The sequence below is a fragment of the Arthrobacter sp. P4_H3 genome (assembly GCF_056400885.1).
On record NZ_JBFUKK010000032.1, the window covers coordinates 12,833 to 34,485 of the forward strand.

General features: G+C 62.5%; 19 protein-coding genes and 3 pseudogenes. 19 read left to right on the plus strand and 3 right to left on the minus strand.

All coding sequences use genetic code 11. The annotated features are described in order from the left end of the window. Positions 1 to 53: 53 nt before the first annotated feature. The 4 genes and pseudogenes from AC1DRE_RS23985 to AC1DRE_RS24000 all read left to right on the plus strand — a co-directional run bounded on the left by AC1DRE_RS23985 (position 54) and on the right by AC1DRE_RS24000 (position 3,680). Positions 54 to 875: pseudogene (locus AC1DRE_RS23985) on the plus strand (amino acid ABC transporter substrate-binding protein). Between the two features lie 42 nt (positions 876 to 917). Next, positions 918 to 1,576, plus strand: a pseudogene (locus tag AC1DRE_RS23990) (amino acid ABC transporter permease). A 96-nt stretch (positions 1,577 to 1,672) separates the two neighbouring features. Further along, a complete protein-coding gene (locus AC1DRE_RS23995) occupies positions 1,673 to 2,377 on the plus strand; it encodes an amino acid ABC transporter ATP-binding protein (RefSeq protein WP_476986983.1) in 705 nt (234 codons plus the stop codon). A 58-nt stretch (positions 2,378 to 2,435) separates the two neighbouring features. Next, positions 2,436 to 3,680 carry an IS701 family transposase gene (locus tag AC1DRE_RS24000; protein WP_476986984.1) on the plus strand — a complete coding sequence of 415 codons (1,245 nt, stop codon included), beginning with the start codon at positions 2,436 to 2,438 and terminating at the stop codon, positions 3,678 to 3,680. An 807-nt stretch (positions 3,681 to 4,487) separates the two neighbouring features. Here AC1DRE_RS24000 and AC1DRE_RS24005 read toward each other — a convergent pair. Further along, positions 4,488 to 5,456, minus strand: a complete 969-nt coding sequence (locus AC1DRE_RS24005; protein WP_476986985.1) for an NADP-dependent oxidoreductase — start codon at positions 5,454 to 5,456, stop codon at positions 4,488 to 4,490. Between the two features lie 1,051 nt (positions 5,457 to 6,507). On the opposite strand from AC1DRE_RS24005, the gene AC1DRE_RS24010 reads away from it, so the two are divergent. The 8 genes from AC1DRE_RS24010 (at position 6,508) to mgrA (ending at position 14,980) form a co-directional block, all read left to right on the plus strand. After that, the gene (locus tag AC1DRE_RS24010) at positions 6,508 to 7,800 is read left to right on the plus strand and encodes an ABC transporter substrate-binding protein (RefSeq protein WP_476986986.1); all 1,293 of its coding nucleotides are present in this window, start codon (positions 6,508 to 6,510) and stop codon (positions 7,798 to 7,800) included. Position 7,801: 1 nt separating this feature from the next. Beyond that, on the plus strand, positions 7,802 to 8,725 hold the full coding sequence (locus AC1DRE_RS24015) for a carbohydrate ABC transporter permease (RefSeq protein ID WP_476986987.1): 924 nt from the start codon (positions 7,802 to 7,804) through the stop codon (positions 8,723 to 8,725). Then, on the plus strand, positions 8,722 to 9,636 hold the full coding sequence (locus tag AC1DRE_RS24020) for a carbohydrate ABC transporter permease (RefSeq protein WP_476986988.1): 915 nt from the start codon (positions 8,722 to 8,724) through the stop codon (positions 9,634 to 9,636). The genes AC1DRE_RS24015 and AC1DRE_RS24020 overlap by 4 nt, the downstream gene beginning before the upstream one ends. A gap of 88 nt (positions 9,637 to 9,724) precedes the next feature. Then, the gene (locus tag AC1DRE_RS24025; protein ID WP_476986989.1) at positions 9,725 to 10,789 is read left to right on the plus strand and encodes a zinc-dependent alcohol dehydrogenase; all 1,065 of its coding nucleotides are present in this window, start codon (positions 9,725 to 9,727) and stop codon (positions 10,787 to 10,789) included. A 100-nt stretch (positions 10,790 to 10,889) separates the two neighbouring features. Further along, the gene (locus AC1DRE_RS24030) at positions 10,890 to 11,687 is read left to right on the plus strand and encodes a sugar phosphate isomerase/epimerase family protein (protein WP_476986990.1); all 798 of its coding nucleotides are present in this window, start codon (positions 10,890 to 10,892) and stop codon (positions 11,685 to 11,687) included. Beyond that, the gene (locus AC1DRE_RS24035; protein WP_476986991.1) at positions 11,684 to 12,973 is read left to right on the plus strand and encodes an MGH1-like glycoside hydrolase domain-containing protein; all 1,290 of its coding nucleotides are present in this window, start codon (positions 11,684 to 11,686) and stop codon (positions 12,971 to 12,973) included. The genes AC1DRE_RS24030 and AC1DRE_RS24035 overlap by 4 nt, the downstream gene beginning before the upstream one ends. Before the next feature lie 4 nt (positions 12,974 to 12,977). Then, positions 12,978 to 13,736 carry a ThuA domain-containing protein gene (locus AC1DRE_RS24040; protein WP_476986992.1) on the plus strand — a complete coding sequence of 253 codons (759 nt, stop codon included), beginning with the start codon at positions 12,978 to 12,980 and terminating at the stop codon, positions 13,734 to 13,736. Between the two features lie 203 nt (positions 13,737 to 13,939). Continuing rightward, positions 13,940 to 14,980, plus strand: a complete 1,041-nt coding sequence (gene mgrA, locus AC1DRE_RS24045) for an L-glyceraldehyde 3-phosphate reductase (RefSeq protein ID WP_476986993.1) — start codon at positions 13,940 to 13,942, stop codon at positions 14,978 to 14,980. An 806-nt stretch (positions 14,981 to 15,786) separates the two neighbouring features. Here the strand turns inward: mgrA and AC1DRE_RS24050 are convergent. After that, positions 15,787 to 16,338, minus strand: a pseudogene (locus AC1DRE_RS24050) (aldehyde dehydrogenase family protein); the annotation flags it as partial. 130 nt (positions 16,339 to 16,468) lie between these two features. Between AC1DRE_RS24050 and AC1DRE_RS24055 the strand changes: the two are divergent. From AC1DRE_RS24055 to AC1DRE_RS24070, 4 genes are all read left to right on the plus strand, one after another. Then, positions 16,469 to 16,621 (plus strand): hypothetical protein, encoded by a 153-nt coding sequence (locus AC1DRE_RS24055; RefSeq protein WP_476986994.1) that lies wholly within the window; start codon positions 16,469 to 16,471, stop codon positions 16,619 to 16,621. 95 nt (positions 16,622 to 16,716) lie between these two features. Continuing rightward, positions 16,717 to 16,992 (plus strand): hypothetical protein, encoded by a 276-nt coding sequence (locus AC1DRE_RS24060; RefSeq protein WP_476987002.1) that lies wholly within the window; start codon positions 16,717 to 16,719, stop codon positions 16,990 to 16,992. Continuing rightward, positions 16,989 to 17,114: a Mu transposase domain-containing protein gene (locus AC1DRE_RS24065; protein ID WP_476987001.1), complete on the plus strand. Its 126-nt coding sequence runs from the start codon at positions 16,989 to 16,991 to the stop codon at positions 17,112 to 17,114. Before AC1DRE_RS24060 ends, AC1DRE_RS24065 begins: the two co-directional genes overlap by 4 nt. A 369-nt stretch (positions 17,115 to 17,483) precedes the next feature. Next, positions 17,484 to 18,839, plus strand: coding sequence for an MFS transporter (locus AC1DRE_RS24070; protein WP_476986995.1), 1,356 nt, complete (start codon positions 17,484 to 17,486; stop codon positions 18,837 to 18,839). A 112-nt stretch (positions 18,840 to 18,951) separates the two neighbouring features. On the opposite strand, the gene AC1DRE_RS24075 is transcribed toward AC1DRE_RS24070, so the two are convergent. Then, positions 18,952 to 19,617, minus strand: a complete 666-nt coding sequence (locus AC1DRE_RS24075) for a TetR/AcrR family transcriptional regulator (RefSeq protein ID WP_476986996.1) — start codon at positions 19,615 to 19,617, stop codon at positions 18,952 to 18,954. A gap of 175 nt (positions 19,618 to 19,792) precedes the next feature. Here AC1DRE_RS24075 and AC1DRE_RS24080 point away from each other — a divergent pair, with 175 nt between their 5' ends. From AC1DRE_RS24080 to AC1DRE_RS24090, 3 genes are all read left to right on the plus strand, one after another. After that, positions 19,793 to 20,299: a DUF4863 family protein gene (locus tag AC1DRE_RS24080; RefSeq protein WP_476986997.1), complete on the plus strand. Its 507-nt coding sequence runs from the start codon at positions 19,793 to 19,795 to the stop codon at positions 20,297 to 20,299. A gap of 72 nt (positions 20,300 to 20,371) precedes the next feature. Continuing rightward, positions 20,372 to 21,217: a nitroreductase gene (locus AC1DRE_RS24085; protein WP_476986998.1), complete on the plus strand. Its 846-nt coding sequence runs from the start codon at positions 20,372 to 20,374 to the stop codon at positions 21,215 to 21,217. A gap of 145 nt (positions 21,218 to 21,362) precedes the next feature. Continuing rightward, positions 21,363 to 21,653, plus strand: a 291-nt coding sequence (locus AC1DRE_RS24090) for an alcohol dehydrogenase catalytic domain-containing protein (RefSeq protein WP_476986999.1), incomplete at its 3' end; no start/stop codon positions are given.

Consider the following 21,653-nt stretch of genomic DNA (forward strand, 5'->3'; position numbering starts at 1 on the left):
CGCCACGCGGCGAAGCTGGCGAGCCCTTGCCGGCTCCTCGACGAAGGACCATCATGAAGCGCACACGACTTTCCCTCATCGGCCTCATCGCAACTGCAGGACTCGCCCTGACCGGATGAGGGTCTGCGTCCACGACTCCTGCCAGCTCCGCACCGGCAGGCGGCCCGGACAATTCGTTGAGCGACGTCAAAGGTGCCGGCCTGCTCAGGGTCGGCACAGAAGGCACCTACAAGCCCTTCTCCTTCCACGCCAACGGCAGCGGCGAACTGACGGGTTACGACGTCGAAATCATCACGGCCGTAGCAGGGAAGCTCGGTGTCAAACCGGCCTTCCAGGAGACACAGTTCGACGCCATCTTCGCCGGCCTCGAAGCCAAGCGGTTCGGCGTCGTCGCCAACCAGGTCTCGATCACTGACGAACGCAATGCCAAGTACGACTACTCCACCCCGTACACCGTTAGCACGGGCTTCATCGTCACCAAGTCCGACAACGCAGACATCAATTCCTTCGACAGCCTGAAGGGCAAGACCACGGCCCAGTCGCTGACCAGCAACTGGTACAAGCTGGCCCAGCAGAGCGGGGCCAACGTCCAGGCCGTCGAGGGCTGGGCCCAAGCGATCACGCTGCTTAAGCAGGGACGGGTCGATGCCACCATCAACGACAAGCTCACCTACCTCGACCAGCAGAAGACGGCCCAGGACGACAGCATCAAGATTGCCGCTGAGACCACGGACAAGTCGCTCAGCGCCTTCGCTTTCCGCAAAGGCTCAACCAGCCTGACCGCCGCCGTCGACAAGGCCCTCACCGAACTCCAGGCCGACGGCACCCTCAAGAAGATTTCGCAGAAGTACTTCAACGCTGACGTCACCAAGTAGCCGCATGGAAACCGCCGAAGAACGCAGCGCCCAACAATGACGATCAACTGGGACCTCGTCTGGGGTCGCTGGGACCCATCCTGTCGGGTGCCATTACAGGCACCATTCCCGTTACGCAGGCCTCGTTCGCCTTGGGACTGCTGCTGGCCCTGCTGGTCGCCCTGATGCGGCTCAGCCGTAATCCCGTCCTGTCCTCGATCGCCCGGATCTACATCTCGGTGATCCGCGGCACGCCTCTCCTGGTGCAGTTGTTTGTGGTCTTCTACGGGCTGCCGTCCACCGGCGTCACCATCAATCCCTGGCCATGCGCTATCGTCGCATTCTCCCTCAACGTGGGTGGCTACGCCGCCGAGGTTATCCGGGCGGCGATTTTGTCCGTTCCAAAGGGCCAGTGGGAGGCAGGCCACACCATCGGGATGTCCCGCCGCCAGTCCCTGGTCCGGATCATCCTGCCGCAGGCCGCTCGGGCCTCTGTCCCGCCCCTGTCCCACACCTTCATCAGCCTGGTCAAGGACACCTCCCTGCTCTCGCTGATTCTGGTGACTGAACTGTTCCGCCAGGCCCGGCAGGTGGCCGCCTTCAGCCAGGTATTCATGCTGCTCTATCTGGAAGCGGCCGTCATTTACTGGATCATCTGCCTGGTCCTCGCCGGCGGCCAGTCAGTCCTCGAGAAAAGATTGGACCGCTATGTCGCCCACTGAATCCGATCTCCCGAACGCCGGCCTCACGAATGCCGCACCGGACGCCGCCCGGTCCTGTCCGTCCGCGGACTCCGCAAGGCCTTTGGACAGCATGAAGTGCTGAAATCCATTGACCTGAACGTCCGCCGGGGCGAGGTGGTCACCCTGATGGGGCCGTCCGGTTCGGGCAAGACGACGGTCCTGCGCTGCCTCAACGGCCTCGAAATCCCGGACGCCGGGATCGTGGAGTTCGCCGGCGGCCTCACGGTCGACTTCGCAGCTCAAGCTTCCAAGAAGCAGCTGTCCGCCATGCGGGACCGCAGCGCGGTGGTGTTCCAGCACTACAACCTCTTCCCGCACAAAACCACCCTGGAGAACGTCATCGAGGGCCCGGTCCAGGTGCAGAAGCGACCCAAAGCGGAGGCCGTGAAGGAGGCCCGGGAACTGCTCGTCCGCGTCGGGCTCCCCGACAAGGAAAACAGCTACCCCTTTGAGCTCTCCGGCGGCCAGCAACAGCGTGTCGGCATCGTGCGTGCGCTGGGCCTGCGCCCGCAGCTGCTGCTTTTTGACGAGCCGACTTCGGCGCTCGACCCGGAGCTGGTCGGCGACGTCCTCACCGTCATCAAGGAACTGGCGGACGAGGGGTGGACCATGGTCGTGGTCACCCATGAACTCGCCTTCGCCCGCGAAGTCGCCGACGAAGTCACCTTCATGGACAGCGGAGTGGTCGTGGAACGCGGCCGCCCGGACACGGTGCTGCGCGATCCGCGCGAGGAACGCACAAGACAGTTCGTCGACAGCCTTCTAGTAGTACTTTGTTAGGTTCTTCGGCCAGGGGCTTTTAATCGCCGGCCTGAACTGTTAATTTCGTTGCGTGGGCATGGAAGAGACAAGACTGCGCGTCGAGCTGGAGGACTACGTCGGGGAGGTGTTCGCGTCGTTGGGCCGGAAGGATCAGCGGGCGAAGGGCCGGTTGTATTTGCAGGGGCTGATGCTGGAGGGGCGGTGCAAGTCGATGCAGCCGATGGCCGGGCGCCTGGATGTGGACCACCAGCAGTTGCAGCAGTTTGTCACCTCCTCGCCGTGGAAGGTAGAGCCGGTCCGACGCCGCGTGGCCGCCCTGGCCGAGGAGGCCATCGCGCCGGAGGCGTGGGTGATCGACGATACTGGCTTCAAAAAGGACGGGGTCGCTTCGGCGTGCGTGGCGCGTCAGTATTCGGGCACGCTGGGCGAGATCGGCAACTGCCAGGTTGCCGCCACCGTGCACATGCTCACCGATGCGGCCTCGGCCCCGGTGAACTGGCGCCTGTTCGTTCCAGAGGCCTGGGACGACACCTGCGCGGACACCAACGAGCAGGCCGAGGCAGTCGCCGCCCGCCGGGCGAAGGCGAGGATTCCGGATTACGTGCGGAACCGGCCCAAGTGGGAGCTCGCGCTGGAGATGATCGATGAACTCACCCGCTGGGGGCGCACGTGCCCGGTCGCGGTGGCAGACGCCGGGTACGGGGACAACGCGTTGTTCCTGACCCGGCGGTCCATTCCGTGGGTGATGGCGGTCAAGGCCTCCACCAGCGCCTACCCGGCCGATACCGTTCCTGAGCTCGCCGAACGCTCCGGCCCGAGGGGCCGACCCAGCGTGCCGCGCTACCGGCAGGCTCCGGCTAGCCTGGCCGAACTGGCGGTGGCCGCCGGAAGAAGAGAACTACATCAGGTCACCTGGCGGCACGTCACCAGAAACACCGGCACCAACAAGACCGCGGCCATGAAATCCCGTTTCCTCGCCCTGCGCGTCAGACCCGCCAGCCGGCACATCGCTTCCGGCGAAGACGGATCACTACCCGAGGCCTGGCTGATCGCCGAATGGCCGCCCGGCGCCCAGGAACCCACCGACTACTGGCTCTCGGACCTGCCCGCCAACACACCGGCCAGGACCCTGGTCAGACTGGCAAAAATCCGCTGGCGCATCGAACACGACTACCGCGAACTGAAAACCGGGCTCGGCCTCTCCCACTTTGAAGGACGGTCCTTCCCGGGCTTCCACCACCACGCCACCCTCGTCTCGGCGGCGCACCTGTTCATCACCAGGAAACGCCTCGCCACCCCAAAAGCGGCAGGGGCAGCCTGAGCCTGTACGGGGTCCTCAAGGAATTCCAACGGATCCTCATCCGACAGCTCGCCCGCTGCCCCTACTGCCAACACGCCCCACCAACCTAACAAAGTACTACTAGGCACCCGCGTCACAACTTCTGGCGAAGAGGGTCCCCAAGACGACTAGAAGGCCGCGCTACCTGACGCGGCCCCGAGCGCCCTGCGTCTCACCGGCACAGGGCTTGACGAGATTTTTGTTCTGGTCGTTCGCCGGCGAAAGGGAAGGGTCCTTCCGCTGATCTTGGTCAGCAGCGTCCGGGACCTCGATATGTGCTTGAACAAAGGTCTTGGCGAAGAGCCCAGCGACGACGCCCTGCGGTAACCGTTCTGACGCTACTCCGCATGGTGTAATGCGGGGCGCCATGCAGATCATCGACTGCTGCTCGTGATGCAGTGCTATCTGGAGAGTTGCGCTGCCCAGGTGCGAGTGTCCACGGGCGTTGAACGTGGCTTGCGGAATCGCTTGTCAAGGGAGGATCGAGGTTCTCTCTCGAGTACGAGGAGCGGTTGGGCGTTTATCTGTGTCTGCACCTGTCGCAGAGCGGTGTCGAGTCCGCCAAGTAACAAAGCGAGTATCACGTTGGAGCGGGCAGTGTGGCGCTGCTTCTTCGGCGCGGTCGTATCCTCAGTTAGCACGACATCGATTGCCGGCTTGAACGAGGAGCGCAGGGCATAACCTGCTCGCGGACGTCCGCGAACCCGAGAACTGCGGGCAGATGTCTACGGCACCGCGACGTCAACGTCTCCTGCAGACGTTGCTTATGGATGGCCTAGCTTGTCTGAATTAGCCAGGAAGCAGGATCGTTTTACCCGGTCCGGGCTTCGGCAGGGCGCCGCTTTCATAGGCGGCTCGGCCCGCAGATAGGGGAAACGTTCGGGCGATCGCCACGTCGATTCGCTTGCCCGCGATCAGTTTGGCGAGCTCTTCCAATTTTTCGCGACGTGTGCGGACCACGAAAAAGGTCGCTGAGACGCCGTACTTGTCGGCCAATTCCTGGCTTGGTGGCTCTTGGAGGACGACGAGTCGGCCACCCGGGCGGACCGAGGCATACATCCACTCAGGAACGTCAGCGCCGACAGCATCGACCGCAGCGTCGAAAGACTGGTCGCCCGCATTTGAGTGATGACCTGTCACAATCACGTGGTCAGCTCCGAGGCTCCTCGCACGAGCCTCGGCCGAAGCGGACGTCACAGTCACCGTTACCTCTGCGCCCAGATCATGCGCGAACTGCGTGAGGAACGCCCCCACTCCGCCGGTTCCACCCCTGATCAGGATGCGCTCACCAGCGACCACGTTTGCTTGGTCGCTTAGCGCCGCCCAGGCCGTAAGCGCGGGCAGGGCGGCGGCAGCCGCGTCAATGTCAGAGACAGTCGGCTCCTTGCGTGCAACGCAGGCCGCCGGAACAACCACAAATTCAGCCGCCGCCCCATCGCGGTCAAACGGCACGATCCCGAACACCGAGTCGCCGACGCCCATATCGGTCACACCCGGCCCGACGTCGACGACCACCCCTGCAAATTCGTGCGACGGGATCACCGGCGTTCGGGCCACGCCACCAGCTTCCCAGGTCTCGGGCCAAGTCAGCTCGTCGAATGTGATCGCTGCGGCTCGCACGGCGACGCAGATCTCCTCCAGCCCGGGGATCGGCCGCGGTGCTTCCTCGTACACTAATTGCTCGGGCCCTCCACGCCGATGTGCTCGGAGGGCCATCATCGGGGCGACCGCGTTCGAATACATTGCTTCAGCGTTCATTTTTTCGATTCTCCATCTACCTGTTTGAAGTCGCCGAGGGCCGAGTACTCCGACCCGCACCCCAGCTGCTCAACTCTTTCAATGCCATTCGAACCGTGCCGTCATTCTTGGGCGTGACCCACCTAAATCAAAGCACCGAACCCTCCTACGGGAACCGCGCTGTTACCTCAAGGCCTCCCACACGGCAAGTTTTACCGCCTGGCCTCCGGCGTGGTTTGGCCCGTGAGGTCTGTGGAACCTTCTACCGCTATAGCGGGCCAGATGGCCCTAGCTATCTTTCTTCAGGGAGGCCGACTCTATCGGTATCGGTGCGCAGGAAGGCAGCAAAGTAACTCCCGAAGCACATTGTTGCAATGGTGCTCTTATCAACGTCCTGCTTGACCCCCCCCCCGATTCTAGGTTCCCCAAAGTGCGCTCCAGAAGGTTGACCCGCGGTTCAACGGCGTGCTCGGCAACAATGGCCATCAGTTCCGGGGTCCGAATGGTCCCGCCCATGAAGTTCCCCATCAGAACCATGGCGTCCGGATTGAAATGGGCGGGATCCAGACGACGGACGGCTTCAATAAGGGCAGCTATGGGTGGAAGTTCATCCAGGTTCAGGCTTGGATAAGTGTCCCGTTGCGCCCGGAACCCGTAGTCCAGGGCATCGACCAGATGCGTGTGCGCACCGACTAGCCATTCTGGCGGCTCCCATACTAGTGCGTAGTGGCCTAGATCGTCCAATTGCTTGCAGGCTGCCGTTGGGCTTCCTTGTAAGAAGCTGGCACCATTGGACTATATAGTCCTATTATGAGTTAACCCGAATGCTCGACTCAACCACACGTCGGAGGAGGGCCCCGATACAACGACTGCTTTGCCGGCTTCGTGAAGGACGTCTACGCAGCTGTCCTCGGCCGGGGCTGAGGAACGGATGCCGACGTTCACCGACGGAGTTCGAGCTGCCGCCATCACGGAAGCGGTCCTGTCCTCCGCTCAAGAAAATTCATGGGTTGACGTTTAGCAGTAGGCCGAACTGCAGCCCTCTATCAGTAACCACAACAAGGAAGTCACAGTGATTAAACTCCCGTTCAAAGCAGCGGCCGCTCTCTCAGCAGTTCTGGCCCTGGCTCTTACCGGGTGCACCGGGGGCGCACCCGCCTCCAGCGGCAACTCCGATGAGAAGCAGATCCGATACCTGCTGGGCCAGCCGGAGGCACCGGAGGATCTGGAACTGCTCAAGGGCGACATCAAAAAGTTCGAGGAGCAGTCAGGCATTAAGGTCAAGCTCGATGTCCTGCCCACCGACCAGCTTCGCACCGTCCTGCAGACCCAGCTCCGTTCAGGCGATGGCCCCGACGTCTTCAGCTACGACACCGGCCCCGGCTTCGCCGGAGCATTGGCCAAGTCGGGCCTCCTGTATGACCTGACCGACGCCTACAAGACCCGTAACTGGAAGATCTATGACTTCGCCAAAGAACGGGTGACTTTCGACGGCAAAACCGTCGGTGTTCCCGACCTGATCCAGGAACTGGGCGTCTTCTACAACAAGGAAATCTTCTCCCGACTGGGCATTTCCGAGCCCAAGAACTTTGCCGACCTGCAGGCGGCGGCGAAAACCATCAAGGACGCCGGCATCCTTCCGCTGGCCGTCAGCGATAAAGAGGGCTGGCAGGGCGGTCATTTGCTGAGCATGGCCCTCGGCAGCCGTGCCGGCTCAAAGGGCATGAGTGATCTGCTCAATGGAACCACTCCATGGACCTCCCCGAACGTCGTCGCGGCACTCGCTGCGTGGAGCCAGCTGAACAAAGATTCACACCTGACGCCCACTCCCACGGCTGTCTCCTATGACAACGGCAATGCCCTCTTCTACTCCGGCAAGGCCGCCATGACCCCGACAGGAAGCTGGCTCATCACCGGCGTCCAGAAGAACGCGAAGTTCGACGTCGGCTTCATGCCGTTCCCTGGCGCCAGTGACAAGGGAATTTTCAGCGCCGGGTTGGGATCGGGCACCTTCGTGTCGGCCCAGACCAAGAAAAGCGAGTCGGCACTGAAGTTCCTTGACTACCTGCAGACCCCGGAACACGGACGCTGGCAGGTAGAGCAAATGCACGCCATTCCGGCGTTCCCGGTCGAAACATCCGGCATCAACGCCTCACCGCTTTTCGCTCAGGTCCTCAAGGACACGGCCAAGATCGCAGATGGCAGCGGCGACTTCGGCTACAGCATCGACACGCTGAGCACCGACGTGTTCAACACCGCACTCGGGGACGGATTCCAGGCGTTGCTGACCGGGCAGAAGTCCCCGGAGCAGATTTCCCAGGATTTGCAGACTGCCTTCCAAAAGTCGGCCGCAGAAGGCAAATAACATGAGCTCCAGTATTTCCTCGAGCACACCCGCGGTGACCAGGCGGGCGCAGACTCGTCTGGGCATCGCCCTCATCACACCGCTGATGATCCTGGTCGCGCTGTTCTTCGTCCTGCCGATGTGCAGCGCGATCTACTACTCGTTCGTTGACTTCAACGGCATCAACCCAAACCCTGAATTCGTCGGGCTGGACAACTACACCCGGATGTTCACCGACCCCGAGGTCTGGCACGCCCTGGGTAACAACGCAATCTGGATCGTCCTCGGCACTGCGGCCCCGCTCGCGATCGGCCTTATCCTGGCACTGCTCCTGTGGAATGTCGGGCGCGGAAACATGTTCTACCGTCTGGCGTTCTTTCTGCCTTACGTGCTGCCAGGTATTGCTATCGGCATTGTGTGGAGCTGGATCTACGACCCGGTCAACGGATGGTTGAACAAGGCCCTTCAAAGCATCGGCTTCGGACACCTGGCGACCGGCTGGCTCGGCAACCCGGACACTGCCCTGTATGCCGTCCTGGCGACAGCGATCTGGGCGTCCACCGGGTTCGTGCTGATCATTTTCCTCTCTGCACTGCGCAACGTTGACACAGAACAGGTCGATGCATCCCTTCTGGACGGCGCCAATGCCACCCAACGGCTGTGGCACATCATCCTTCCCCAGATCATGCCGGTGTTCCTCATGGTCACGACGATCACCCTCGTTGGCGGATTCAGTGTCTTCGACATCATCTTCATCATGACCGGCGGCGGCCCCGCCAATGCCACGAACGTGATAGGCACCTACGCGTACAACAGCGCGTTCAAGGTAAGCGAGATCAGCTACGGAACGACGCTCGCGCTGCTGATCACGGCGCTCTCGGTGCCGTGCGCGATGCTGCTGAACCGGCTGCAACGACGACTCTCTCTTCAAGGAACAGGCGCATGAGCGACATCACAGTATCCGAGGATGACAGGCTCCAGCTGGCGGAGACGCTGAACCGGCCTGCGGTCATCGAGGAGAACGCCGCGAGTCCGCGGCGCAGAACCGCACTGGCCGGAAAGCACGTGCTGCTGATCGCCATGGCACTCATTTCGCTGTTCCCCGTCGTCCTGATCATCTCCACCGCACTCAAGACGGAAGCAGACGTGCAGGTTGATCCGTTCTCTCTGTTCTCCTCGTTTTCCCTTGAGAACATCACCACTGCCTGGACGGAGGGACACTTCGGGGAGTACCTGGGCAACAGCCTCCTGCTGACCGTCCCCAGCACCCTCCTGGTCTTAGTGCTGTCCACGATGGCCGGCTACACCTTCGCCCGGCTGCCGTTCCGCGGCCGGTCGGTGGCGTTCTACCTCGTCGTGCTGGGCCTTCTGGTGCCGTTTTTCACCTACATGATCCCGCTGTACTTCCAGCTCCGCAGCCTCGGGCTGCTGGACACTCTCGCCGGCGCGATCCTGACCCTGACCTCCACGGGGGTGTCCTTCGGAACGTTCTTCATGCGGGCGTTCTTCTCGGACCTTCCCACGGAACTGGAGCAGGCCGCCCGGGTGGACGGGTGCTCCGAGTGGCAGATCTTCCTCAAGGTCATGGTTCCGTTGGTGGGTTCCGGCGCCTCCGCGCTTGGCGTCTTTACGTTCCTGCAGAACTGGAACAACTTCCTGATCCCGCTGCTGTATCTGCCCGGCGGCGAGTTCCGCCCCCTCACCACCGGCCTGTACCAGTTCACCGGCGGCCGGTCCATCGACGTCGGACCGCTCGCGGCCGGAACACTGATCACGATTCTGCCCGTCATCGTGCTCTTCCTGGTCATGCAGCGCCAGGTCGCCTCCGGCTTCATATCAGGCGCCGTCAAGGGCTGACGTCGCCGGAGGACCGGTCCCGGCCCTCTCAGTACATCAAAGCTAGACAAGAGGACTCGCCAAAAGCGATCGCAAGGAGATTTTCAATATGGGTTCCATGGTCAGTTTCACGTCCCCCCGGATCGCAGAGGTCATCAGCGAGCCGGACCCGGCCCTGGGAAGTCAGGAGGTGCGGCTGCGGACACTGTTCACGGGCATCTCCGCAGGCACCGAGCTCACCTCGTACCGCGGCACCAGCCCTTACCTGAGCAAGCAGTGGAACGCGGAGCACAAGCTCTTCGTCGACGGCACCTCATCGCTCAGCTACCCGCTGGACGGCGTGGGCTACGAGGAAGTCGGCGAGGTCGTAGAGATTGGGGCCGGCGTCACCAAGGTCGCTGTAGGCGATCGGATCTGGGGCATCTGGGGCCACAGGACATCCACCGTCAAGACCGAGGAATACGCGGCGGCTCGCATTTTGGACCGCGACGCTGACCCCCGGATCGGCATCTTCTCCCACATCGGAGCCGTCGCGCTGAACGTGGTCCTCGATGCCGACATCCACATCGGCGAAACCGTCGCGGTGTTCGGCCTTGGCGTTCCCGGCCAGATCGTTGCCCAGCTGGCCAGGCTCAACGGCGCCCGCGTCATCGCCGTCGATGGCATCGAACAACGCCGCCAGCTGGCGAAGGACCTCGGCGCTGACGTGGTCCTCGATCCGGCCGATGGCGACGTCGCCACGAAAATCAGGGAGCTCACCGGTGGCCGGGGCGCGGATGTGTGCCTGGAAATTTCCGGAAACTACCGCGCGCTGCACGAAGCGATCCGCTCGGTCGCCTATAGCTCGCGCGTCTGCGCGGCCGGATTCCTGCAGGGCGACGGCGTCGGCCTGCGTTTGGGGGAGGAGTTCCACATGAACCGTGTCCAGGTTGTCTCCTCCCAGATCTCCGGACCGGCACCGTCGCTGCAGCACCGCTGGGACAGGTACCGGCTGAACCGGACCGTCATCGATCTCGGTGTTTCGGGCCGGCTCAAGCTGACGGAGCTGATTTCCCACACCATCCCCCTGGAAGAAGCCCCCCGCGCGTTCGAGATGCTGGACGGGAATCCCCGGGATGCACTCCAGATGGTCCTGAGCTGCGACGGGGCCGGGGACGGCGCCGGAGAACGATGAGGCGGCTACGGACCCTGGCAGCCTGTCTTCCCGCACACGGGGCCCCTCTTCTTTCACGGCCGGCGTCCGCGCCCGCAAACAACAAGTCTTGGAGAAACAAATGAACATGATCTGTGTGCAGGAACAGCACCTGCCCGGCGACTCCATGGAGGAGAAGTGGGACATCGCCCAGGAGTGGGGCTTCGACGGCATCGAGCTGCGCGGTAAGGGGGACTTCGGCTTCCGTGAACGGCTGCCCGAACTGCGCAAGGCGGCAGCCAGGGGAATCCCCATGCCGACGGTGTGCGTGGAGATGCTCCACTTCATCGGCGCGTTTGACGCCACACAGCGCCAGGACGCCATCGGGCAGGTGAAATCGCTGCTGAACGTCATGGCGGAGATCGGTGGACGGGGAGCCATGACACCTGCCTCCTATGGCATGTTTTCGGATCGGCTCCCTCCGTTCGTAGCTCCCCGCAGCACCGCTGAGGACCGGAACGTCCTTCTGGACGGCCTGGGCCAGCTGGGAGCGCACGCCGCGAGCCTCGGCGTCGAACTGTATCTCGAACCGCTGAACCGGTACGAGAATCACATGGTCCGCCGGCTGGACGACGCGGTCTCCCTCATCAAGGAAATCGGGCTCGATTCGGTCAAGGTTGCTGCCGACACCTACCACATGAACATCGAGGAATCAGACCCGGCCGCGGCGCTGCTGGCCGCGGGACCGTACATCGGACATGTCCAGGCCAGCGATTCCAACCGTCTGGAACCGGGCGCCGGTCACATCGACTGGGCGCTGTTCGGCTCTACGGTCCGCGCCATCGGATACACCGGGCCGGTCGCCCTGGAGAGCCGGCTGTCTGGCCCGGCGCAGGACGTCCTTCCGGCGAGCTCCGTCCTGCTGCGGAGGTTCCTGTGAACAATTCGGCGCTGTCGCCAGCCGCGACGGCCGTACTGATCAGGAACTGGAGAGGCCGCCACACCGTACCGGCCGGCGGCCTCTACCCACACCAGTGGAGTTGGGACTCGGCCTTCATCGCCATCGGCCTGCGGCACCTCTCTCCCCGCCGCGCCCAGCAGGAACTGGACTCCCTGTTTAGCTCGCAGTGGGCCGACGGGCGGCTTCCGCAGATCGTCTTCGACCCACCCCGGGACGACTACTCACCAGGCGCCAAGTTTTGGCGAAGCGACCGCATCCCCGGATCCCCAACCGTCTCCACAGCAGGGCTGGTGCAGCCGCCGAACCACGCCTGGGCCGCGCTGCTGGTCCACGAATCCGACCCGTCGGAATCCCTCCTGCGCTGTTTCCTACAGCGGGCTTACCCGCGCCTTGTGGCCTGGCACGAGTATCTGCATTCACGCCGCCGGTCACCGGAAACCGGGCTTGCCGCCGTAGTGCATCCATGGGAGAGCGGGTTGGACAATTCACCCTACTGGGACGCACCCCTGGAAAATGTGGCCGGTTCCTTCGGAGTTGACGTGCCGCGGCCGGACCTGGAACACGCCGACGCCACAGAACGTCCCTCGAATAGGGAATATGGCAAGTACCTGTACCTTGCGGCGACCTACCGGGACGCCGACTGCGACGATTCGGCCGAAGCGTGCCCGTTCCGCGTCGAGGACCCGGCCTTCAATGCCATCTGGGCACGGTCGGAGCTCGCGCTTGCCGCCATCGCCGAAGAACTGGGGGTGACCCCGGCTTACGACCACCAGGAACGATCCCGGGACATCACACGTGCCCTGGAAACCCTTTGGGACGAGGAACTTGGCACCTACGTTGCTCGCGACGCCATCACCGGTGACCTGCAGAAGTACCGGACTGTCTCCGGCCTGGTGCCGCTGCTCCTGCCGGGCATCGGCCACGGGGATGAGCTGGAGGACCTCTTGCAAGGACCGCATTTTGCACTGGGCACATCCTGCCTCGTGCCCAGCCACGACCTCCTTGCTCCGACGTTCGATCCGTCGCGGTATTGGCGCGGGCCGTCCTGGTTCAACACCGCGTGGCTGCTGGCCGAAGCGCTGAAGACGCGCGGCGCCGCAGCCGAGTCCCGGGCCTTGGCGGCCTCTATGACCGAACTCGCAAGCCGCAATGACTTCCCCGAGTACGTTGACCCCCGCACCGGCGCACCGCATGGGACCAGGCTGTTCAGCTGGACAGCGGCACTGTGCCTGGATCAGCAGGTTCGACACATGGAAGGAAACTAACAGCATGGCTGCCACCGCAACACCCATCCGGATCACGGTATGGAACGAAAATGTGCACGAAACGTCACAGCCGGAGATCGCTGCCATTTACCCCAACGGGATCCACGGGGCAATTGCGGAAGGTTTGGAAACCCATTTCGGCCCACGGGCGGGTATTCGGACGGCGACGTTGGCAGATGCCGAGCACGGCCTGACGGAAGAAATCCTGGCCTCGACTGACGTCCTCCTCTGGTGGGGTCACCGGGCCCATGACGAGGTGGCCGATAGCGTTGTCGAGCGTGTTCAACGCCACGTCCTCGCCGGCATGGGTTTCATCGTTTTGCACTCGGCACACTTCTCCAAGATCTTTATCCGCTTGATGGGCACCACATGCTCACTGCAGTGGCGCAACGACGGGGACCGCGAACTGCTCTGGACGATCGCCCCGCACCACCCGATAGCCGACGGCGTGGACTCACCGCTCATCCTTGACCGGCATGAAACGTACGGCGAGTACTTCGACATTCCCACACCGGACGAGCTGGTCTTCATCAGTTCGTTCGAAGGGGGAGAGGTCTTTCGCTCCGGGGTGACCTTCACACGCGGTCACGGGAAAATCTTCTACTTCAGCCCCGGTGACCAGAACTACCCCATCTACTACGGGCAGCAGATCCGGCAAATTTTAGCCAACGCCGTCCAGTGGACCTCGCCGGTTCGGGAGCGCTCCCTGCCGGAAGCGGTCCATACCAGCCGCATGGCTCCGGTTTCCGCTACGCCTGATTGACGAAGCAGGTGGGGGCTTGCGGTCGAGACATCTCTTCCCAGCCTTTTGTCGTTATTGATGCGGTCGTCGGTACCGAAGTAGCTGATGGCGTCGACTCGGACAGACACGTCATCGCCCTACCATTCACCAAGTGTGCGGACGGTCCTTTTCTTATCGCACGATTCGAAGCGGTGCCAGCCACGTAATCCAATATTAGGAAACATATGTCCTATTTAGCTGCCGACAACCGCTACGATCCCATGCCGTACCGCCGGGTCGGGCACAGCGGGCTGATGCTTCCGGCCATTTCGCTGGGGCTTTGGCACAACTTCGGTGACGACAAGAGCTTCGACGAACAACGCGCCATTCTGCGCCGGGCGTTCGACCTCGGAGTCAATCATTTCGACCTCGCCAACAATTACGGACCACCAGATGGATCCGCCGAGACCAACTTCGGCCGCCACCTGCAGGACGACTTTAAGCCGTACCGCGACGAGCTCGTCATCTCCACCAAGGCCGGCTACTACATGTGGCCGGGCCCGTACGGGGAGTGGGGTTCCCGGAAGTACCTGCTCTCCAGTCTGGACCTGTCTCTGCAGCGCATGGGCCTGGACTACGTGGACATCTTCTACAGCCACCGCCCGGATCCGGAGACGCCCATGGAGGAAACCATGATGGCACTGGACTACGCTGTCCGCTCAGGCAAGGCCCTCTACGCTGGTATCTCCTCCTACACGCCCGAGCAGACCATCGAGGCGGCCCGGATCCTCAAGGAACTCGGCACCCCGCTGCTCATCCACCAGCCCAGCTATTCCATGCTGAACCGCTGGACTGAGAACGGGACGCCGAACCTCTACGAGGCGCTCGAAGAAGTGGGCGCCGGTTCCATCGCCTTCTCGCCGCTGGCGCAGGGCATGCTGACGGACCGCTACCTGAACGGCATCCCGGCCGATTCACGTGCGGCCAAGGGGCGGTTCCTGTCCGAGTCTGCCCTGACCGAGGACAAGCTGGACCGGGTCCGAGGACTCAACAAGATCGCCGCCGGCCGCGGCCAGTCGCTGGCGCAGATGGCCATCGCCTGGATCCTCCGCGACCAGCCCAAGGGGTCCCCGGTGACGTCAGCGCTGGTCGGGGCATCCAGCGTCAAGCAATTGGAGGACACCCTGTCCGCCACCAATCACCTAGCGTTCTCCCACGATGAGCTGAAATCGATCGATGAGTTCGCCGCCGAATCGGAGATCAACCTCTGGGCACAGAAAGTATGACCGCGTCCTCGGGGCTCGTCACCACCGCCCCCGTACGGGGCCGAGCACGGGCACATAGCGTCTGCTGTCCTGAACGTACCCACTCGGCTCCTTGCCTACTGGCACAACGCCTGGACCTCCGAACCAGGGGAGTACCGGACCCGGGCCGGATTCTCCATACCCAAGCCGAACCGTTTGTCTGGCAAGACGAGGTCTTCAATTTCACCTACTACGGATACGACCCGGCAGCCCGCCTGATCTCTGTACGAAACAGCGCCGGGCACAGCTGGGAAGACGGCGGAACCACCCCAATGCCGGAATAGCCGGGCCGGCGGAGACCTCCAGTTGGGCTGGCACGACTCGCTCCGGCCCGCTGGCCGCCGGAGTGCGTTCCGGTACTTAGCCTATGGATGCTGACGCCCACACGGATGCCGTGGACGGACTTCGCCGCTCTCTGGGCCAGGATCAAGGCCGGTCAGTTCCTCTGGCCTGGCGCGTCCACCTGGATCCTTATCGTCCTGTCCGTGCTGGCCATTGTTGGTGCCGGGATTCTCAGCGCACTGTTCGGGTCCACGAAGACCCGCGACGATGGGCTGCCACGCTACAAGGACCTGCGGATGGGCAAGAAGGCTGCCCTGGCTAAGGCCAGGCAATCCCTGGAGCTGCCCGCAGAGGCCACCGAGGACGAGATGATTGTGGCGCTGTGCAAGCTCGACGGTCAGACCCTCTACGTTCAGCATGAGGATTCCATGTGGGTGTTCGCCCCGCAGCGCTCCGGCAAAACCCTGTTCCTGGCCGTGGGTATCGTGCTGGACGCACCAGTGCACACCTGCCTCACCTGCAGGGGCGAACAGCAGGCCGGGGGAGGTGCAGAGCCGGCCGGAGCTGCCGGTGACGGCGGCGACGTACTGCCGGGCGAGTGCGTCTATTTGTTCGGCGGAGCCCTTCAGGGCTCCGGGGAAGACGAGCACCGGGTTGAGCGAGGACATTTCCGCGTACACGGGGATGGGTTCTGGCCGCGCGGCCGCGGTGCGCATCAGGGCTACGGCCTTGATGGCGGGGTCGGCCACAAGGGCCTGTCCGATGCTGGCGGCGGGGCCGTAGATAAGCTAGAAGACGCCGGCGTGCAGCCCGACGTCTTGGACGGCCGTCACGATGGCCTGGCCGACTAGTTCGCTGGTGTCCGAGTGGGCGTTGTGGGCTTTGAAGACCACGGGGCAGCCGACGGCGAGGGCCGAGGCGGTGTGTCCCCCCGCCATCGAGAAGGCCAGCGGGAAGTTGCTGGCGCCGAAGACGACCACCAGCGGGATCTGGCGCTGGCGGATGTCGGCGCGGGGGAGCGATGTTCGCTCCGGCAGGTCCGGATCGATGCGGGCGCCGCAGGACTCGGGGATCAAAGCGGTGGAGCCGGTAATTCGGGCGTTGCTGAGGGAGAACTCGCGGATTCCGACGACGGTGGTGGAGGAGCGTGTGGGGTGGTCCGGGTCCCCGGCATGGTTCAAGGAGAACGTGGCAAGGATCCGGCCGGAGTATGCCCCGGAGGATCCTGCAGACCGGATCAGTTACGAATCCGGCGACCAGGCGCAGTGCGACCTGTGGTTCCCGGAGGTGCGGATACCTGCTGTCGGCGCCGGCAAGCCCCGGATGCTGCGGTGCTGGTGATGGTGTCCTCGCATTCGCGGTTCATCATGGCTCGGATGACCGCGGACCTGCTGGCCGGGATGTGGAATCTAATTGGATCCCCTGGGTGCGGTTCCGTGGCGGCCCTCGAGGGGGTCCTCGCGACCAGGATCGTGCAGGTCGAACCCTACGATCCGCAGAGCAAGGGCGTGGTGGAGCGGGCGAACCAGTTCCTGGAGACCTCCTTCCTGCCGGGACGATCCTTCGCATCGCCGGAGGATTTCAACGCTCAACTCAGCCAGTGGCTGCACAAGCGAATGCCCGACTGGTCCGTCGGACCGGTGGCCGGCCCACGGACCTGCTCGCACAGGACAAAGTTGCCGTGCTGGCGCACTCGCCTGTTGCGCCCGTGACCGGATTCGCCGCGCGGGTCCGGCTCCCGCGGGACTACTACGTTCGGTTGGGATCCAATGACTACTCCGTTCGCCCGCTGGGGAGAGGTGTTCGGAGACCCTGTCGTCGCCTCAGCTGGTGATGCCAGTGCTGAGCCTAAGCACGAGAAGAGCTATGTCGAAACTGTTCATGACTGAACCTCGCCTTGCGGAGGCGACCTCATTCGCGTGAGCCAAGGCGATGGGGCAGAAGTTGCTCAGCCTGAGTGCCGTATCGGCGGTCAAGGCGCAGCGGGTGCCCGTATTCATTGCCCTCTATCGGTGGATCGTGGGTCTGGGGTAAGGCAGCAGGTTACGTTACAAGTATTGACTGTAACGTAAGGCTGGGCTAATTTGAATGTTGTCCGCATCACATGTGCTCCCTAGCCGGCATCGGTGAACATCCTGTTGGATCTGCCCATCACAGATCCCCTCGGGCGGGCCCTCCGACTAGAACCAACGAAAGGCATGCGATGTCCGCGAATGTCCCGCCCCTGCTTGCGAAACTCCAAGCCCAAGAACTTCGTCTGGCAGACGTAATCGATAACAGGCCGTTGGGCCGCTTCCATTACCTGATTCTCTTCTTGTCGGGCGCCGTCATGTTCTTGGACGGTTTCGATACCCAGTCCATAAGTTTTGCCGCTCCCGTGATCGCCAAGGAATGGGGCCTCCCGGTAGCGGCGCTAGGACCTATTCTTTCCGCCGCAATAGTCGGGCTCATGATCGGGTATCTGGCGCTCTCTCCACTGGCTAACAGGTTCGGCCACCGGCGGGTTGTTATTTCCTGCACCGCTTTGTTCGGCGCCATTACGTTGGCCACGGCCCTGGCGATGGAACCGGCCCATCTCATAGCTTTGAGGTTCTTGACTGGTGCCGGCCTGGGGGCCGTGATCCCGAGCGTAGTATCACTGACCAGCGAGTTCGCCCCGAAACGGCGCCGCTCAAGCTTCGTCATGTTTATCTACTGCTGGCTTGCCTTGGGCTTTGTTGCAGCCGGCATCTCATCGGGCTTCATCATTCCGCTTCTGGGATGGCGCATGATGTTTGTTGTCGGAGGCCTTTTGCCCTTGGTACTGCTTGGGTTTCTCATCCGCTACCTCCCGGAGTCACCGTCCTTCCTCTTGAACAGGAAGAACGGACAAAAGCGGGTTCACATGACCCTGCAGCGACTCCAACCCAATCTTCAGGCCGCGGCCACTATCGTCACTGATGAGGAAAACTCTGCATCAATAAAGACTAGGGCCCTGGTTGTCGAGCTCTTCCGACGCAAGTGGCTGGCAAGCACAATCCTGTTGTGGCTGGCTTTTACTGCAAATCTTGCTGCCTTCTATTCGATCCAAAGCTGGTTGCCCACCATTGTTGGCTCCCTTGGCCGAGCTCCGGAGATCGTTATCGCTGCAACGGTTCTAACAACAATCGGTGGCATTGTTGCAGCCACGGCAATTGGCCCCGCGATGGACCGCATCAGCCCCTTCGGCACACTGGGAACCGTCTATCTTCTCGGTGCTGGGTTTGTCGTGGCGCTGGGCGCCGTCTTAGGCGCGGGCACAGAGATGCTCCTCGTAACTGCGTTCTTCACGGGAGCCTGCGTTACGGGCGGACAAATGAGTGTGACTGCGCTGGCAGCAGTGCTGTACCCACCCCACATGCGATCGACGGGGGTTGGATGGGCGTTAGGCATGGGGCGCCTTGGAGGCGTCGCGGGGCCGCTGTTGGTGGGCGTTGCCCTGGGGGATGGAATCGCGCCTCAGCAGGTCTTCCTGGTTATGGCGGGGGCCCTGGTGATCGCAGGAGCCAGCGTGCTGGTTCTGGGGCGCATGCACCGCTAAACAGTGTGATCTAAGGCCCGGGCTGGTTCTCTTCTTGGGAGAACCAGCCCGGGCCAAACGTGGGCCCCGACGAGGATTTGATTCGAGCTGTTCGGGGTGAGCATCGCGTGTTCTATCCGCGGTTAGCCCACTTGGTCTGCTCGACAGCGATGGCTGGCCAAATGGCCTGCACAACCTTTTCGGCGTGTCTCTCCCTGTCGGTGTCTGCGCGCAGAAATGCGGCGAAATAGCTGCCGAAGCACATGGTCGCGATGGTGCTTTTATCAATTCCCCGCCTGACGGCTCCCCGATCCTGAAGGTTTGTCAGAGTGCTCTCCAGGAGGTTCACGCGCGGTTCAACGGCATGTTCGGAGACAATTGCCATCAGCTCGGGGGTCCTGATGGTCTCGCCCATGAAGTTCCCCATGAGAACCATGGCATCAGGATTGAAATAGGCGGGGTCCAGACGGCGAACGGCCTCTGTAAAGGCCTCCAAGGGCGGCAGCTCATCCAAATTCAGGTTCGGGTAAGTGTCCCTCTGCGCACGGAAACCATAATCCAGTGCGTCGACCACCAGTTCGAATTTCCCTGGCCACCGCCTGTACAGGGTGGGACGAGTGACGCCGGCATCTGCTGCGACGTCGCCAAGTGTCATCTTGGAGTACCCGTCCACCACCAGCCGACGACGTGCGGCTTTGATGATGACCTCGTCAAGGGCGGGATCCCTGGGTCTCCCACCCTTGGAAACCTCAGTCTCGGGACTGGAGCTTAAAGACCGATCCGCCGGAATCGCGCCCACCTGCAACCTCCAAAATAAGTTTCGTTACGAACTATCAACGTAACATAACCCCTCGCTGTATTGGGGAGGGGCATCGTGAGAGGTTAAGTTACAGCTCTTGACTGTAACTTAACCTCACGTTAACGTTGCTTGCATCACAGCACATGCTGTCCATCACGAACAGGAGACCCAAATCATGAATGCAGTTCAGAAGCTCATCGAGCGGAGCATCCCCTTCCTTGAAAAAGTCAAGAACCGCACTGCCGGCGGCGAGCTCGAAGCCTGGCTTAACGAGAATTACGGTCCAGGCACCCCCCTGTTCGAGGATCTCTCACGGATGATTACTGAGGGCGTCCGTGACGGGTGGGCGGCCAACATCGAAGTTGATGGTCCGAACTACAGGCGGAGTCGGCTCGCCGATCCCAGTGATGTGCTGAACTACTTCAGCATCACGGCCGTGTACATGAACAGTGTCGACCCCTACCGCGGCGAATACCACCAGCACCCTTACGGGGAGCTGAACCTCGTGGTCCCCCTTGATCCGGAGGCCAGACTCGCCGGACCTAACGGCTGGTCAGGGCCAGGATGGACAGCTCCAGGGCCGGGCAGCCACCACTACCCAGAAGTCAAAGGCGGAGCTCTGATCGCACTTTTCTACCTGCCCGCCGGCCGCATCTCCTACGACATCACACCCAGCTACTAAGCGGTCGGAACGATGTGCCAATACGAGTGCGGCAACATCTGGTGCAAGGCGATCCCGGTCGCAGCGCACCGGATGAGTGTTGAACAGGCCCTACTTGGCAGACGCAGCGTGCGCGCCTTTTTACCCATCCCTGTTTCTCGAAGCGCGGTTGAAAGGATCCTGGAGCTGGCATCTCAGTCAGCCAGCAATTCCAATGGGCAGCCCTGGCAAGTTCACGTTCTGACCGGTGCCGCAAAGGATCGCCTGACAGCAGCTCTTCTTCAAGCCCATGAGGGCGGAGATCGCGTCCAGAAGTGTGAGTTCGACTATCAGCCGCGACCGGACGAATGGGTCGAACCGTTCCTCTCCCGGCGCAGCGAATTCGGCCAGGGACTCTATGGCAAAACGCTCGGAATCGACTTCACAGACTCGGTCGGCAGGGACTCCCATCACAGACGCAACTATGAGTTCTTCGGAGCACCTGTCGGAATTATCCTCACAGTCAGCCGTCACCAGCTCGACAGCGCGCTCATTGACGCAGGGCTGTTCCTGCAAGCAGTCATGCTGACTGCGCGTGCAGCCGGGCTAGACACCTGCCCCCAGGCGTCCTTCCTGGATTACTATCCAGTCCTAAGGCGTCACCTGGACATCCCCGACGATCATCGGATCGTCTGCGGTATATCCCTGGGGTACGCAGACAAAACCCACCCGCTATACAGTTTCACCACCCCGCGGCAATGCGTGAAGGACTTTGCGACCTTCTACGAAGACAATGCCGAGGACGCAATAAGAACGAAAGGTTCCACCCCCGCCATTGGGTCGCTTCCCCAACGGCCGGCCCAAGAGAACTCTGGCTGCAGTGAAATCGACATCGATCACATGCCCTGGGCCGGCTGGATGCAGGACTTCCCGGAACAGCCCGGCTCGAGGAGACACTGATGCCGATGCGCACCCCCGATTCCCGACGAAGCCCTCGTGCCACAACTCTTATCGGCCTGCGTGGTAAGACCTCGAGGTTTAGAGCCACCAACGTTTGCAAGCCCAAAATGCCGTGCAGGCAAAGACTCGACACAGGAGGTGCCTGATGAAAGCAATTGTGGTGACGGATCAGGCCGGGGGAACGGCGGGGATGACGTTGGTGGAGCGCCCCCAGCCGTCGGCGGCGATAAACGACGTCATCGTCGAGATTTATGCGTCGGGGTTCGTCCCGACGGAGGTCGAGTGGTCCTCGACCTGGACTGATCGCGCCGACCGTGATCGAACACCGTCGATCCTCGGGCACGAGCTGGCCGGGGTGGTGACCGCGCTCGGCTATGGTACGACGGGGCTGTCTGTGGGACAGCGGGTCTTCGGCCTCTCGGACTGGCATCGAGAC

What these genes read in the sequence shown, in the direction of transcription:
- AC1DRE_RS24020 (WP_476986988.1), top strand. Translation starts at nt 8,722, where the DNA reads ATGAGCGACATCACAGTATCCGAGGATGACAGGCTCCAGCTGGCGGAG.
- AC1DRE_RS24070 (WP_476986995.1), top strand. Translation starts at nt 17,484, where the DNA reads ATGTCCGCGAATGTCCCGCCCCTGCTTGCGAAACTCCAAGCCCAAGAA.
- AC1DRE_RS24005 (WP_476986985.1), bottom strand. Translation starts at nt 5,456, where the DNA reads ATGAACGCTGAAGCAATGTATTCGAACGCGGTCGCCCCGATGATGGCC.
- AC1DRE_RS24040 (WP_476986992.1), top strand. Translation starts at nt 12,978, where the DNA reads ATGGCTGCCACCGCAACACCCATCCGGATCACGGTATGGAACGAAAAT.
- AC1DRE_RS24000 (WP_476986984.1), top strand. Translation starts at nt 2,436, where the DNA reads ATGGAAGAGACAAGACTGCGCGTCGAGCTGGAGGACTACGTCGGGGAG.
- AC1DRE_RS24025 (WP_476986989.1), top strand. Translation starts at nt 9,725, where the DNA reads ATGGGTTCCATGGTCAGTTTCACGTCCCCCCGGATCGCAGAGGTCATC.
- AC1DRE_RS24030 (WP_476986990.1), top strand. Translation starts at nt 10,890, where the DNA reads ATGAACATGATCTGTGTGCAGGAACAGCACCTGCCCGGCGACTCCATG.
- AC1DRE_RS24080 (WP_476986997.1), top strand. Translation starts at nt 19,793, where the DNA reads ATGAATGCAGTTCAGAAGCTCATCGAGCGGAGCATCCCCTTCCTTGAA.
- mgrA (WP_476986993.1), top strand. Translation starts at nt 13,940, where the DNA reads ATGTCCTATTTAGCTGCCGACAACCGCTACGATCCCATGCCGTACCGC.
- AC1DRE_RS24015 (WP_476986987.1), top strand. Translation starts at nt 7,802, where the DNA reads ATGAGCTCCAGTATTTCCTCGAGCACACCCGCGGTGACCAGGCGGGCG.
- AC1DRE_RS24085 (WP_476986998.1), top strand. Translation starts at nt 20,372, where the DNA reads ATGAGTGTTGAACAGGCCCTACTTGGCAGACGCAGCGTGCGCGCCTTT.